Annotated in this window: 11 protein-coding genes; 3 read left to right on the forward strand and 8 right to left on the reverse strand. The window is 69.5% G+C overall.

What is annotated here, in order from left to right; translation table 11 throughout:
• Positions 1-67: 67 nt before the first annotated feature.
• The 8 genes from NR798_RS38040 to NR798_RS38075 all read right to left on the reverse strand — a co-directional run bounded on the left by NR798_RS38040 (position 68) and on the right by NR798_RS38075 (position 12,417).
• Positions 68-739, reverse strand: coding sequence for a hypothetical protein (locus NR798_RS38040; protein WP_375767463.1), 672 nt, complete (start codon positions 737-739; stop codon positions 68-70).
• The gene (locus NR798_RS38045) at positions 739-1,905 is read right to left on the reverse strand and encodes a hypothetical protein (protein ID WP_375767464.1); all 1,167 of its coding nucleotides are present in this window, start codon (positions 1,903-1,905) and stop codon (positions 739-741) included. Before NR798_RS38045 ends, NR798_RS38040 begins: the two co-directional genes overlap by 1 nt.
• A gap of 79 nt (positions 1,906-1,984) precedes the next feature.
• Positions 1,985-5,482, reverse strand: a complete 3,498-nt coding sequence (locus tag NR798_RS38050; protein WP_375767465.1) for a serine/threonine-protein kinase PknK — start codon at positions 5,480-5,482, stop codon at positions 1,985-1,987.
• A gap of 150 nt (positions 5,483-5,632) precedes the next feature.
• Complete coding sequence (locus NR798_RS38055; protein WP_375767466.1) at positions 5,633-6,997, reverse strand: TfuA-like protein; 1,365 nt, start codon at positions 6,995-6,997, stop codon at positions 5,633-5,635.
• Positions 6,994-8,265: a YcaO-like family protein gene (locus tag NR798_RS38060; protein ID WP_375767467.1), complete on the reverse strand. Its 1,272-nt coding sequence runs from the start codon at positions 8,263-8,265 to the stop codon at positions 6,994-6,996. The genes NR798_RS38055 and NR798_RS38060 overlap by 4 nt, the downstream gene beginning before the upstream one ends.
• Positions 8,266-8,353: 88 nt before the next feature.
• Positions 8,354-9,259, reverse strand: a complete 906-nt coding sequence (locus tag NR798_RS38065) for an SDR family oxidoreductase (protein WP_375767468.1) — start codon at positions 9,257-9,259, stop codon at positions 8,354-8,356.
• A 92-nt stretch (positions 9,260-9,351) separates the two neighbouring features.
• The gene (locus NR798_RS38070) at positions 9,352-11,637 is read right to left on the reverse strand and encodes a glutamine amidotransferase (protein WP_375767469.1); all 2,286 of its coding nucleotides are present in this window, start codon (positions 11,635-11,637) and stop codon (positions 9,352-9,354) included.
• 21 nt (positions 11,638-11,658) lie between these two features.
• Positions 11,659-12,417 (reverse strand): DUF4159 domain-containing protein, encoded by a 759-nt coding sequence (locus NR798_RS38075; protein WP_375767470.1) that lies wholly within the window; start codon positions 12,415-12,417, stop codon positions 11,659-11,661.
• A gap of 56 nt (positions 12,418-12,473) precedes the next feature.
• On the opposite strand from NR798_RS38075, the gene NR798_RS38080 reads away from it, so the two are divergent.
• From NR798_RS38080 to NR798_RS38090, 3 genes are all read left to right on the forward strand, one after another.
• Positions 12,474-12,734 (forward strand): molecular chaperone DnaJ, encoded by a 261-nt coding sequence (locus NR798_RS38080; RefSeq protein ID WP_375767471.1) that lies wholly within the window; start codon positions 12,474-12,476, stop codon positions 12,732-12,734.
• Positions 12,735-12,743: 9 nt separating this feature from the next.
• Positions 12,744-13,463, forward strand: a complete 720-nt coding sequence (locus tag NR798_RS38085) for a hypothetical protein (RefSeq protein ID WP_375767472.1) — start codon at positions 12,744-12,746, stop codon at positions 13,461-13,463.
• A gap of 81 nt (positions 13,464-13,544) precedes the next feature.
• Positions 13,545-14,399 carry a hypothetical protein gene (locus tag NR798_RS38090; protein WP_375767473.1) on the forward strand — a complete coding sequence of 285 codons (855 nt, stop codon included), beginning with the start codon at positions 13,545-13,547 and terminating at the stop codon, positions 14,397-14,399.
• The last annotated feature ends 12 nt before the right edge of the window (positions 14,400-14,411 follow it).

The following is a 14,411-nucleotide window of genomic DNA, read 5'->3' on the forward strand; positions in this document are numbered from 1 at the left end:
GCCGACCGGGCCAGCAGCCTTCGTGGACTTCTGGCGCCCGGCCAACGAGGCGCTTCGCTGGACCGGCTCAATGGGTTGGGGGGGTGCCCTCCTGCTCCTCTTTGACCGGGGGCCGCTGGATGCCTTTCAGATTCACCAGGCAACCCATGTCATCGACGCCGGGGACGCTGTTCCCGGGTACATCCGCGATCACCACTCCCTGGTTCGTCAAGAGCCTGAGCTGTTCTTCCAGGATGGGATCGAACTGGTCGAGCTTGTGGCCGTCGTTCTGGTACTCACACTTCTTGACCCAATAGAAACGAGTCCCCTCCCTGTCGCGGATGACCAGATCGTCAATCCCAGGCGCGGGCACCTTGAGGCATTCATCATTGGGATCAATGGGCTTCGGGCCGGCGGCTTGGCTGTGCGAGATGGTCCCGCCCGTGCTGGGCACCGGCGGGGGCCGCCGGATGCCCCCCAGATTCACCAGATAGCACTGGGCGCCAACGCCAGGAATGCTGCCCACGGGAATATCCGCCAGCACCACGCCCTGCTCCACCAGGTGCTGGGCCTGGCCGACCATGGAGGTGTCAATCTCGTGGCTCTCGTTCTGATACTCGCTTTTCTGGAGCCAATAGAACGCATCATCCCGGCCGAGGATCACCAAATCATCCATCCCTGGCGGGCGAGGGCGCAGGAGCTCCTCGTCTTCTTCTTCGGGTGACTGCGGGTCTACTGTCACGTCGGGCTGGGTTTCCATCACGCCTCCCTGCTCTCACTACGGATAGGGGAAGGCCTCTTCGTCTTCGAAAGCGCTTCCCAGTCACACATCAACATTTGTCTCTCGGGCTCGGAGAGCAGTTGCGTGATGGCGGAGTACCGCTTGCTCTCCCGCAGCCCCACCATCTGCCGGTAGAGGTCATTGGCATCCCCGAACCGCCAGAGGTGCATGATTTCATGGTCGGGCTCCTCGCCTTCGCGGAAGCGGCCGGGCGGCGGGAGCTGTTCGCCCGCGGCGATGAAGTCCCAAGCGAATTCCTCGAGCAGCTTCGTCATCTGCTCGATGTAGGCGGGCAGCGCCGTACGGCTCAATTTAATGGAGACGTTCAGGAAATAGTCCGGAATGCGAATACCCTCGAGCTGGCGCTTGATCGCATCCTGGATCTCCTGCAGTTCCTTGTTCACCTCGCTCAACTGCGTTCCGAATTCGGCCTCCCTGGCGGACAGGGTGGGCCTGGGTGGCAGGTTGGCGATGCGCTTGTTGATTTCATTGATCCGCACCCCGAGACGGTTCACCGCCTCTCTTGCTGCTTCGCGCGCATCCACCGCTTGAGCATCCGCGGACGCCCCTTCCCTCCCGGGCACCCCTTGAGCCCCAGAGAGCCCCCCTTGAGCCCCAGAGAGCACCCCGTGAGCCCTCTCAAGCTCGGCATGAGCCCCGGCGAGATCGGTTTGGAGTTTGTCGAATTCAAGGAGCTGTCTTCGATTCACGGTACGATTCCTCTGGAGTTCTCTCCGGCGAGCATTGAGGCCGGCCTCCTTCATGCGTGGCTCCATGAGGTCCCGCAGGGACGTCTTGTATTGCATCGCGGGGAGCAATATCTCGTCATCCTCCCGCACCCCCTCACAGCACTCCTTCAGCTCCTGATACTCGTGCTGCTGGTGCAGCGTCGCGAGGATCTGCTCCGCGCTCGCGCGATCGTCCGTTGGGATGCCATAGATCTCCAGGACCCGCTCGGGGATATCCGTCAAGGCATAGCCCACGACCACCCGGTCCCACTGGAAGCGGTGCCGTAGCCATGCGGCCTGCCAGGTGATGGCGTTCATGAAGGACGCCATCTTCTTCGGCTTGATCGTACTGAAGGTGCGCAAGATGAAGAACCGGGACACCTGCTGTTGCGCCTCACCTGGATTGCCATTCGCCATCTCCGAGTCCTCCTCCGGTGTTGCGTGTGTGGTCCCCCTCCCTTGTCCAACTGCCGCGCCTCGACCAGGCGCGCTGACCTCATAGGAAGTGGAACGCCTCGGCGGTCTCGACCGCGCGCCGCAGGTGCTCGAGCGCCGCCTGCCGCTGCCCCTGACGCCACGCCTCGAGCGCCGCCCTCAAGGCTCCGGCCAGGGGAGCGGGCAGGGGGATCTGCGTCGGGTCCAGCATCATGCGCGCGCGCGCCACCGCCTCCGCCACCTCACCGCGCCGCGCCTCCAGCGCCATCAGGATCAGCAATCCCTGCCACTGCCCCCCAAAGTGCGAGTAGCGCGCCGAGAGCTTGCGCCAGCGCTCCACGGCGGCCCGCGCCTCGCGCTCGGCCTCGTCCAGGCGCTGCTCCTTCCAGGCCACCCACGCCCGGGTCGCCTGGGCCGCGCCCACGTAATCCTCCATGCGCGCCTCGGTGGCCACCCGCAGGCAGTGCTCACTCCAGACGCGCGCCTCGGAGAGCTGGCCGCGCCGGCGGTACACCTGCAGCAGGTACGCCAGCAGGCGGGACTGCAACGTCAGGTCCCCCACCTGCTCCGCCAGCCGCAACCCCACCAGGCCGTGCTGCTCCGACTCGTCCAGGGCTCCGTGGAACAACAGGGCGAAGGCGAGGAAGAAGCGGCAGGTCGCCTGCTCGAAGAGGTCCCCGGATTGCTCGCTGGCCGCCACCGCCTGCCGGGCGTATTCCACCGTCCCGGCGGACAGGACGTAGTTCTCCCGCCGGAAGGCCCACAGGAGGATGGCCTGGAAGAAGCGGGCGCGCTGCAGGGACGTGCCTCGTGCCTCCACCGACGGGCGGACCTTGTCGATGAGCGCGCCCATCTCCTCCACCCGTCCCATCCAGTAGTACACCCAGGTGCGATCCACTTGAAGCTGCACCCACTCGTGCCACCAGGTGGACGCGCTCTCCGCGGCGCCGGCCCCACCGGGCACCGGGTGGGCCGAGTCCAGTGCGGCTTCGGCCTCATCGTAGGCGCGCAGCGCGGCCTCGTGCTGGTGGTGCGTCTCCCAGGTCTTGCCCAGCTTGCGGCAGAGGCTCGCGCGCTGGCGCGGGTGGAGTGGAGCGAGCCGGCCCAGGGCCTCGCCATACGCCGCGCGCGCTTCCTCCTGCCGTCCGCAGAGGGCCAACATGTCTCCCAGGCTCTCGTAGAGGTGGCGCAAGTCCGGCGCCCCGTCCTCCTGCCGCCCCGCGCCCGAGCGCGTGAGCAGCTCCGCCTCGGACAAGGCCGATTGGTAGAAGGAGATCGCCTGACTGTTGGCATAGGAGGCCCGGGCGCCATCGCCGGCCAGACGGAAGTAGCGGCTCGCCCGCTCGTGCACCTCGGCCTTCGCCCAGTGGTGGGCCAGACTGGGGAACAACAGGGCGAAGTCCTGATCCCGGGCATGACGCTGCTCGAGGGCCTCGGCGGCCCGATGGTGGAGCTGGCGGCGCCGCTTGGGGGCCAGGCCCGCGTAGGAGAGCTCGCGCAGCTTGTCGTGGATGAAGCGCAGCCGGCCTCCCGCCACGGGCTCGAGGATCTGCCGCACTCTCAGCGTCTCCAGGGCCTCCAGGCCCGCCGGCTCGCTCAGCGGCACGGTGCGCAGCAGGAGCTCGGCGTCCAGCTCGCGCCCGAGCACGGCGGCCAGCTCCACCATCCCATGAGCCCGGGCATCCAGACCGCCCAGACGCCGGTTGATGATCTCCGCGATGGACTCGGGCAGCGCGAGCGCCTCGAGCGAGCCAGGGGCCCGATCGGCCAACCGCCACTGCCCGGAGGCGTCCCGGTGGAGCAACCCCTCCGCGATGGCGGCCCGCAGGTACTCGGCGACGAAGAAGGGATTGCCCTCGGCCTGGCGCACCAGCCCCTCGAAGTCCGCGGGCAGGGAGTCCAGGGCGAGCATGCCGCAGACCATGGAGCGGAGGTTCGACACGCCGAGCCGCCCCAGCTCCAGGTGCAGGGCCTTCGCGGACACCACCTTCCGCAGGGGCTCGCTCAGCTCCTCCATGCGGTACGTGCCCAGCAGCAACACGCCCCGCGCGGCCAGCTCCTCGTACCGGAGCTGCTCCAGGAAGCCCAGCGTCAGCTCATCCGCCCACTGCAGGTCATCGAGGATGAGCAGCAGCGACTCCTCCGCGCCGAAGGCGAAGAGGAGCTCCTGGAGGGAGGTGAAGATGCGCGCGCGCTCGGCCTCGTTGTTGGCCAGGGGCGGAGGTGGGGGCTGCTCGCGCAGGCAGGGAAGCGAGTCCAGGGTGGGCTCGAAGGGGACGAGCACCTTGCCCCACGGGCCGAGGAGCCGCTCCGTTTCCGCCTCCCCCCAGGCACGACAGCGGTCCGCCACCAGGGCCAGCAAGGGGCGGAAGGGGTGCAGCGGCGAGGCCCGTGTCGTGGCGTCCACCTGGGTGCCCGAGAGTCCGAGCGGAATGCACTCGCCCGTCACCACCGTCAGCTCGCTGAAGATGGCCTCGCGGGCCATCTCCATGGCCAGACGCGTCTTGCCCACGCCACTGCCACCCCCGATGAAGACGCGGCCCCCACGGCCCAGGCTCAGCGCGTCGAGCTCGGCGCTCAGGCACCGCACCGCCTCCTCCCGCCCCGTGAAGGGAGAGCGGTAGAGGTAGGGCCGGGGCTTGGGCAGCCGCGCCGGTTGCACCGCCTCCACCCCCAGCCCCGCGAGCACCCGGTCCACATCTTCGGCATAGCCCAGACGCTCCTGGGGCCGCTTCTCCAGGAGCTTGAGGATGAGCCACTCCAGCTGCTCCGGAAGTGGCTCGTCGAGGAGCACCGAGGGAGGCGTAGGCGGTTGCCGGAGATGGAGCTTGCGGATGGCTCCGCTCGTGGCGCCCACGAAGGGAGGGAAGCCGGTCACGCACTCATACAGGATGCACCCGAGCGAGTAGAGGTCGGCACGGGCGTCCACCAGGTCCCCCTGGATCTGCTCGGGCGCCATGTAGAGGAGCGTGCCCAGCCTGCCCTCATCCACCTGGAGCAGCTCCCTGCCGTAGGCCCCACCAAAGGCCGCCGCCACGCCCAGGTCCCCGAGCACCACCGTCCCGTTCCTGCGGACGAAGACGTTGCCGGGTTTGAGATCGCGGTGGACCAGACCGCAGCCATGCAGGTAGGCCAGCGGGGGGCACAAGCTCCGCACGAGCTTCAGCAGTGGGAGCACGGGCAGCGTCACCGGGGAAGCGGAGTGGGTCTCCTGTCCCTCGATGGACCAGGAGCGCTCGATGAACTGCTGGAGCGTGCGGCCCTTCACCAGCTCCATCGCATACCAGGGCTGCCCACCAGAGATGTCACTGTCGAGGATCCGGACCACCCCGGGGTGCCGGATGCGGCTGAGCGCGCGGATCTCCCACCGGAGGCTGGCCGACAGGGATTCACGCGGCATCCGGACCGTCTTCAGCGCGACGAGCTCGTCCCGGTCCTGATGGCGCCCCAGATAGACGACGCCCATTCCCCCGCGTCCAAGGAGCCCTTGTATCTGGTAGGGCCCCAAGGCCTGGGGCATCAAGGGCTTGCTCTCCAGCAAGGCTTCTTCGTGGTCCACGGCTCCGCTCCTGCTTCAAGCCCCGTGTGGCTGGAATGGCGCCACACGTCAGGCGCCCGCGCGCCTGCCGGGCCCCCTCGTCCTTACGGCATCACCTGGTCCTCCCTTATGAGGGAGGAGCCAAGACGAAATGTGACAAGGCGGACCGTGTCACTCCGCCCCCAGCTCCTGAGCGCCCTCCCGCTGCAGGCGCAGGAAGCAGTGCTCCCGCAGCGCCGCGCGCCGAAGCTCATCCACGCCGCCAAAACCCGCGCCGCGTGCGTACCGCTCGAGCTGGGAGGGCACGGGCTGGCCGAGCCGCTCGGTGAAATACCAGCGCCACAGCGCCGCCTCGTCGAGCCCCAGCTCCTCGAGAGCGGGGTGCTCCAGGCCGGAGCTCGAGAGCATCCGCGCCTTGCGTTGGGCGCGGTCCAGCAGCGGCCCGTAGACGCCGAGCGAGCGCAGGTGCTCCGGCAGGCACCGCTCCACCTCCGGGGCGTGCAGCAGCTCCGTCTGGTGTACCCACGTCTCATCCCGGAAGAACCGCAACGGCTCGGAGATACGCTGCGCCACCAGCCACTGCTTGAATGAAGACAGCTCCTCCAGGCCGTGCTCGCGGCGGAACGCTTCACAGACCCGCTGCACCGCCTCCAGCTCGACTTCCCCTCCCCTCTGCCGGCTCTCCTCCAGGGCCAGGGCACGAGCCAGCGCGCCGGCCCGCATCCGGGGAAGGAGGCCGCCGACCCGCAGCTCCTCGAGCAACGCCTCCAGCGGGAGCGGCTCGCCCTCCTTCCGGCTGGCCGGCTCGAGGCGCCCGGCGCATCGGCGCGCTTCCGCCCATGCATCCGTCTGGGCGAGCGTGTACGAGACCTGCTTGGGTCCGGGGCGGGCCGCCAGGTACTCGCGCATCTGGTGGAGCATGGCCAGCGCGTCCGCACGCTTCTGGTCTACCCGTCCCCTTGGCAGCCACTCCCGCAGCCGCCGCAGGGGCTCGGACGGCAAGCCCGCCTCCACGGCCCGCCCGAGCAGGACGGGCCAGCTCCGCTCGGGGTAGTAGAGCCTCTTGGCGAGTTGCACCAGGGCCTCGCCCACCCGCGTGTCCACCACGCCCTCGTGCCCGGCGGCCGCCAGGGTGGCCCGGATGTTGACCAGGGCCTCGGACAACGGGCGGAAGCCGTCCTCGGCGGGGGCATGCGCGATGGCCACCTCGTCGTCATCCGTCAGCTCGCCGCTTTGGAAGGCCTCGAAGATGGCCCCCACCCCCTCCATGCCGAACGAGGCCAGTTCCGCGGCTCGCAGCGCCCCCATGCTCGCGCTTCCGAAGACGGGGATGCCCTCGGCCATGGCCCAGAGGATCTCCTTGTGCCAGACGGAGGGGACACAATCGAAGTAGCCGTCGATGAGACCGATGGCCCGTGGCCGCTCGAGCGCGGCCCGGTAGACGTCCCCCTGGGCCGCGGGCGGAAGGAACACGGCCTCCAGCCCGCTCCTGCCCTCCCGCTCCTGCAATGTCGGCCCCACGAAGACGTAGATCATCGGCCGCGCTCCTTCAGCTTTTCACGGGCCCGGCGTCCCGGGACGTAGCCTGGCGCGTCGTGGAGCGCCTCCAGCCCAGGCACCACCACCCGCACCACGGGGACGCAGAACTCGGGCCGGGACAGGTCCACCACCACCACCTGGCGCAGCCCCACCGCCGCCAGCCGCTCCAACTCCCAGGCCACGTCCTCCTCGAAGGACCGCCCCGCGAAGGTGGGGACGTCCTGGAAGTGCCGGGCCGGCGGCTCGCGGCGCATCCGCTCCACTTGATGGCGCCAGACGGCGGGATCCCGGAAGGCCTCGTAGCAGCGCGTGACTCCCATGTCGTCGCGAGCACCGGAGATGATCGTGAGCCGCACCTGGGCCGCCTCGGTGAGCGCGCGCAGCAGGGCCACCTCGCGAGCGGGATGACAGCCCGCCCCCGACGTGGGCGCGCGGGGCCGCAGCGGCTCCAGCGAGCGTTCGGCGAGGAGGCAGAAGAAGGAAGCCAGCCCCACGTCGGTGGTCGTCTCCCAGATGGCCACCTCCATCCCGGCACGCTCGAAGCGCTCCAGCACCTGGAGGCAGAGCGGATCATCCACCGTGCCTGGCTCCAATCGCGTCTGGCCCTGCGACGCCTCGCTCCGGACGTGCCACAGCGTGGTGGCGTCGCGCTCCACCACCTCACAGAGCCCGTGGCTGATGGCCTCCAACGGATGGTTTCCAGAGGCCAGTCCATTGGAGCTCATGAGGAACGCGCCACTGCCCTCGGGCAGGGGGAGCGTGAAATCCGTGTGGACCAGCTCGAACGGCAACCACAGGGGTGAGCCGTCCCCCAGCGCACGCCCTTCGATCCACAACAGCCGCATCGCCGGGTGGAAGGCGTTGACCGACAGGCGCGGGAGCCCATTCACCTCCACCACCGGGTGGCTCATCCGCAGCTCGTCGTAGCTGGCGCGCCGCAGCGGCAGGTCGATGTGCTCGGCGTGGTAGGACTCCACCGCCTCCATCAACCCGGAGGCTTGCGCCGCGGCCAGCTCCATCCCCTTGCCCTGGGACACCGACAGCGAGCGCGCGTTGGGCCGGCACACCGCCACGACCGGAAGGCCAATCCAATCCAGGCCCGTGAGCTGGGCGATGCGCGTGATGCCCATCTCCCGCATGAGGGGCCGGACCCTCCGGAGCGTCTCCTCGGGAGGAATCAGCCGGTGCGTGCCCAGGCGGTAGGACTTGGGAGCCACCGGCCCCGGGGTCCCCACCGGCTCGACAACTGACGAAGTCCACATCATGCGCACCCCTGTCTTCGTGGTGAATGAGTGAGGGCCGGGCCCTGGTGTGACAAGGGAGCCAGCCAGAAGGGCATGGCAAGGCCGGCCGTCAATCCCTCCCCGAAAGACCAGACACCATGCGCTCCACGTAGTCGCGGACCCGGCTGGGGCGTAACGCCATGGCCTCCATGGCGGGTCTCGGATCGACCGGGCCGCCGAGCGCGAGGTGGAGCTGGAGTGCCGTGAGGGAGCGCTGGAGTGGCTCCGTGGCACCCTCGAACTGCTCGCGGAGCGTCTGCTCGGCCAGGTGCTCCAGCGTCCACGCGCGCCCGCTCCGCTCCTCGAAGAGGCGGACCACGTCGAGCTGCCCGAGGGCCTCCTCCCCCCCAAGCTGGAGGACCGCGTTCCAGGCGCGCGGATGCTCCAGCGCCCCCACGGCGAACCGGGCCACGTCCTCGAAGGAGATCCAATTCAGCCTGCCACGCCCCGTCCCCACGAGGCGTGCCCGGGCCTTCAGGAAATCGAAGCCCAGGGCCGGGCTCAACCAGACCTCGGTGAAATAGGTGGGCTGGAGGATGGTGTAGCGGGGAATCCCGCTCCGCATCAGCGACTGCTCCACCGCACGCTTGGCCCCCTGGAGGGGGAAGTCCACGTCCATGGGAGCGAAGGAGACGAAGACGAAGTGTTCCACTCCCGCGCGCCGCGCTGCTTCCACGAGAGCCAGTTGGCCCTCCAGGTCCACCGACTGGATCGAATCCCCCACCTGTCTGGAGACCGTGGAGGTAGCCGTCGAGATGAGGGCCCGGGCTCCCTCGCAGACCGCCTCGAGGGAGGATGAGGCCTTCAAGTCCCCCTGCCGCAGCTCCACTCCCGCTTGTTCGAGGCGCGCGACCCGGCCTGGCTCCGAGGTCGGCCGGACCATGGCCCTGACGGGGAGGCCCGAGGCCCTCAGGTGTCCGCAGATCGCACCACCCAGCAACCCCGTGGCGCCTACGACGGTCGTGATGTGCTTCATGGCCTTCCCCCTCCAGGGAGAGAGTGGGGAGACCCTGAATGTGATGCGTGCCCCTCCCCGCCACGCACGCGGCGGGGGAAGGGGTGGTTCTTTCACACGTAGCCGAAGCGGCGGCGCAGGAACCACTCGGTGCCCAGCAGCCCCACCAGCGCCACCAGGTAGTACCAGCGGTCCCACAGCGGCCGGTCCTTCGCCCGGCCCACCTCCACCACCGGCGGATCCAACAGCGGCACGTCGTCCGGCAACCCATTCATCGGCAGCCGGAACGCCTTGCCTCCCGTGTACTTCGCGATCTGCTCCATCAGCTCCGGCCGCACCGACGCGTCCGACAGCTCCGGGCCCACCGCGCGCACCGCCACCGCGTCCTCGCCCTTGCCCAGGTCCGTCTCGCCCTTCTTCGCCGTGGCCACCAGCTTGTACGGCCCCGGTGCCGGCGGCGCGAACTCCAGCCGCACCACGCCGTCCGGGCCCGTCTGCCCCGTCTGCACCGCCACCGGCTTCTGCGTGTCCACCGACACCAGCTCCACCCTCACCTGCGCGTCCTGCGCCGGCTGGTAGTCCGACGTCCTCGAGGACACCACCACCCCCACCGCCTTGCCCGGCTCCACCGAGGGCGGATCCGCCGTCACGTTCAGCGTCGTCAGGTCAGGGTCGCGCACCAGCCAGCGCAGCGCGTTGCTCCAGAACCGGTCATACGCGCGGCTCGGCGAGCCTCCCTTGTGCGAGGTGAACGCCCAGTACCAGCTCGCGTCCGTGCCCACCACCATCGACCGGCCCCGCCCGTAGTCCCACACCGACACCAGCGGCGCGTTCTTCCCGTCCACCGTCATGAACGGGTGATCCATCAGCACCGTCGCTCCCGGCTTCGCCCGCGTCTGGTTCGCGCCCGGAATCGCCGGCAGGTCCGCCCAGACCGTCTCCGTGCTCGCCCCTCCCGACGCCATCGCCGTCACCGGGTGACGCATGCCCTCCGGCGTCAGCCGCGCCTTGAAGGGCTCCACGTTCGCCGGACCCGCGCCCTCCACCGGCAGCGTCTCGTACAGCGTGGGCATGCTCGCGCGGCCCTCGCCCAGCACGCTGTCGCCGCCAATCATCACCAGCGCCCCGCCGTTGTGCACGTAGCGCTCCAGGTTGCGCTCGTACTGGGCGATGGACAGCGACGTGTCCGTGTAACCGAAGTTCTGGAAGATGACGACGTCGAAGGTGTCCAGCTTCGTGTCGAAGATCTCCTCCATCGGGAAGGGAATCAGCGACAGCTCGCGCTCCTGGCTCACCACGCCCGGCTCGTCCGACATCGTCCGCAGGATGTAGAAGGACACCAGGTCCACGTTCGCGTCCTGGCGCAACAGTCCGCGCAGGAAGCGCTCGTCCCACGAGGGCCGGCCCACCACCAGCAGCACACGCACGCGGTCGCGAATCACCTTCAGCACGAAGGAGCGCGTGTTGTTGTCCCCCACCGCCTCGTCCGGGAAGACGGGCATGCTCACCGTGTAGACGAAGCGCCCCGTCTGGTCCGGCGTGAAGGTGAAGCCCACCGGCTTCACGTCGTCCGAGGACTCGAAGCGCACCGACTTGCTCGCCACCACCTTGCCTTCCTGCTTGAGCACCACCGGCACGTCCTGCCCCGAGAAGCCCCGGCCGTGCACCTCCACCTCCACCGTGATGGAGTTGCGCACGAAGGCGAAGTCATCCACCTTCACCCGCTCCACCGCCAGGTCCTTCAGCGCCTCGCGCCCCACCAGGAAGGTGGACACCGGCACGTTCAGGTCCGCCAGCGCCGCTCGCGCCCGGCCCACCGCGCCTCCCGCCAGCTCCACGTTGTCCGCGCCGTCGCTCACCAGCAGCACACCGCCCAGCTTCTTCGCCCCCTGCGCCCCCGCGCCCACCGAGCGCAGCGCCGACAGCAGATCCGACGTGCCCGCCCGCGCCGGCTCCTTCGCCAGCGCCTCGGCCGAGGTGGGTGACAGCTCCGGGTCGAAGCCGTACACCTCCACCGTGTACCGGTCGTTCAGCCCCGCCAGCCCCGGCGCGGCCTTCTCCAGGAAGGCGGCCGCCTGCGCCGAGCGCGTCACGCCCCCCGGCTCCACCGGGAAGTTCATCGAGGCCGAGCGGTCCACCAGCACCGCCAGCCGGTTCTTCATCCGCGCCACCTGCAGGTTGCGGATGCCGGGCTCCAGCAGGAAGAAAAGCGCCGCCAGGCCCGCGCCCGCGCGCAGCGTCCACAGGGCCCAACGCCGCAGCCGCGCCGGCTCTCGCCGCACGCCCCACGCCGCCAGCCCCACTCCGAGCGCCAGGCCCACGCCCATCAGCACCAGCGCCCAGACGGGCAGCGGCGAGAGGCTGACGAGCTTCCAGGCATTGAAGGGGGTGGTGTCCATGAATGAGTCAGGGGCCTCGCGTCAGCGGCGCTTGTTGAGGATGAGCGGCAGGTGGACGGCGTCGTCCTTGTAGTCCAGGCAGAGGGCGTACATGCAGAGGTTCACCCCCAGCCGCACGGCCAGCTCGCGCTGGGGCTCGCCGCCCGGGGAGACGTCGAACTCGTAGTCTCCCGCCTCGCTGCGGTTCCACGCCCCGGCCAGGTCGTTCTGCGAGTACATCACCGCCGCCCGCTTGCCGAGGTTGGCCGCCAGCAACTGTGGCTTGTTGAGCAACCGGCCCGGCGCCGAGTCCAGCAGGAAGAAGCTCTTGAAGACGACGTGGGTGGAGGGCACCGGCGTGAGGGGGCTCTGCGGCAGCACCCGCGCCAGCTCGCGGCGGAAGCTGGTATCGAAGCCCGCCCCATCGCTGCCGTCATTGGCGTCCGCCAGGAGGAAGCCCCCGAAGGTGAGGTAGCGCCGCAGGTTCTCCACCTCCGCCTCGCTGAAGGGCGGAAAGGCCCCGTCCCCGCCCAGGTACAGGAAGGGGTAGTCGAAGAGCTCCGGGCTGGAGAGGGCGAAGGGGCGGGCATCCGGCAACACCTCCACCGAGGTGCGCCGCTGCAACTCCCAGGCGATTCGTCGGAGCCCCGACAATCGGGTGTCCCAGCGGCCGCCATGCCGGGCCACGGCGGGGATGAAGCGGCTCTTCTCTCCGAAGGCGAACGCACGTCCGGACAGCAGCGGGACGAGCGCCGCGCTCCCGAGCAGGAAGGTTCGACGGCTGAGGGGGCGCACGGGCATAGGGGTTTCTATATACCGTCGACGCGCCCTTGCATTCCCCGCTATAGAGTTGCCCCATGGCGAAAGGCGGACAGACGCCGAAGGATCCTGCTTCCCCCCGGATGCAGGCGGCATGGAAGCTCAAGGACTCGGGGGACGTGGTTGCCGCCCGGCGGGAGGCCGAGCGCATCCTGGCGGACAATCCCAGCCCGGACGACAAGGCACAGGCCGAGGAGTTGCTGCGCCGTGCCACCACTCCCCCCTCACTCTACGGCTTCGCCCTCCTGGCCGCCGTCCTCCTCGTGCTGCTCGTGGTGCTCGCCGCCACGCGCTACTAGGACACCGTCGTGGACTCGTACCTCGAAGCCCTCAAGGCCTACCAGTCGTTCAACCCCGCCGGCTGGGTGGCCATCTACCGGTTGATGCCCATGTGGGCCGGCATCGTGTGCTGCGTGCTGGGGCTCGGGCTGCTGCTCTTCGGCGGCGGCAAGTCGGCCTTCCGCGCCATCTCCGGGCCCCTGGGCATGCTCATCGGCCTGGGCTGGACGGGCGTGCTGCTCACGAAGTTCGGCGTGGCCGCGGATCCGCGCCTGCCCACCGTCGCCGCCGCGGTGCTCGCCGTGCTGGGCTTCATCTTCCCCCCGGCCATCATCTACCTGGGCGTGGGCATCCCCATCGGCCTGTTGGGCGGGCAGATCGCCGGGCCCAATGACTTCCTCATCGGCTTCGCCCCCGGCCTCATCCTCGGCGGCCTCGTCGCCGCGGTGCTGCACCGCCACGTGTCCGCCATCATCGCCTCCATGATGGGCGGCTGGCTGCTCGTGCTCGGCGCCATGGCGGCCCTGCACCAGTTCGGCGGGCTCGTGAGCGCCATGGCCAGCCAGCCCTGGGGCCTCATCATCGCCGCGGGCCTCTTCGCCATCGCCGGCAGCGTCTATCAGATCGCCGTGCGGCCCTCGCCCGAGGAGGAGGAGCGCCAGCACGCCGAGCGCCAGCGGTTGAAGATGCGCCAGGCCGAGCTGAAGGCCACCGAGAAGCGCTGGAGCGCCCCCCGGGGCGGCAGGTAGCCAGCCGCCAGCAGCCTTTACCTCCACCGGGGCCGCGCATACAGTCCGCGCCCCCCTACCCCCCCGGGACGAGCGACAGCGATGGGCCAGGCCAGACGCAAGGAGAAGAACCTCGAGAACCGGGAGCCGCGGAGCCCCGAGACCGATGGCGCTCCCACCGCGGACACCGGGGCCACCGTCGCCTGGAAGAAGCCCGAGGGGCTCTCGGGCCGGGGCTGGGCGGTGCTCGCCGCCGTCATCCTCGCCATCCAGTTCCCCCTCATCCACTACGCCCTCTTCCGGGGCGATCCCGCCACCACCGCCTCCGTTCCCTACAGCCAGGACTTCTCGGACCCGGGCGTGGTGCAGCGCGACTTCTTCTCCACCGGCGGCCACTGGCGCGTGGTGGACGGGCAGTTGCTGTCCCCCGGCGTGAAGAACAACCCGCTCTGGCTCCAGGCGAAGCTGCCGCGCGACGTCGCCGTCGAGTTCGACGTGCGCTCCCAGTCCCCGGAAGGCGACATCAAGGCGGAGATCTTCGGCGACGGCACGGACCACGCCTCCGGGTACATCCTCATTCACGGCGGGTGGAACAACTCGCTGTCCATCATCGCGCGGCTGGACGAGCACGGCGCCCCGCTGAGCGCGCTCCAGCGCGAGGCCCGGCAGGTGGCCGAGCGCAATGGCGGCAAGGGCTCGGGCCTGGTGGAGACGGGTGTGTTCCGCGAGAACACGCACATGCGGGTGGAGGCGCGGCCCTATCCGGTGGAGATCGGCCGGACCTATCACTGGCGTATCGAGCGCAGGGGCTCGCTGTTACGCTGGTCCATCGATGGAAAGCCCTTCATGGAGTTCGATGACCCCCTGCCGCTCGAGGGAAAAGGTCACGACCGCTTCGGGTTCTCCAGCTGGGAGGCCCAGCTCTTCTTCGACAACCTGAAGATCGAGCCGCTGTAACCGGTTGCTCGC

The sequence above is a fragment of the Archangium gephyra genome, assembly GCF_042230915.1.
Lineage (GTDB): Bacteria > Myxococcota > Myxococcia > Myxococcales > Myxococcaceae > Archangium > Archangium gephyra_B.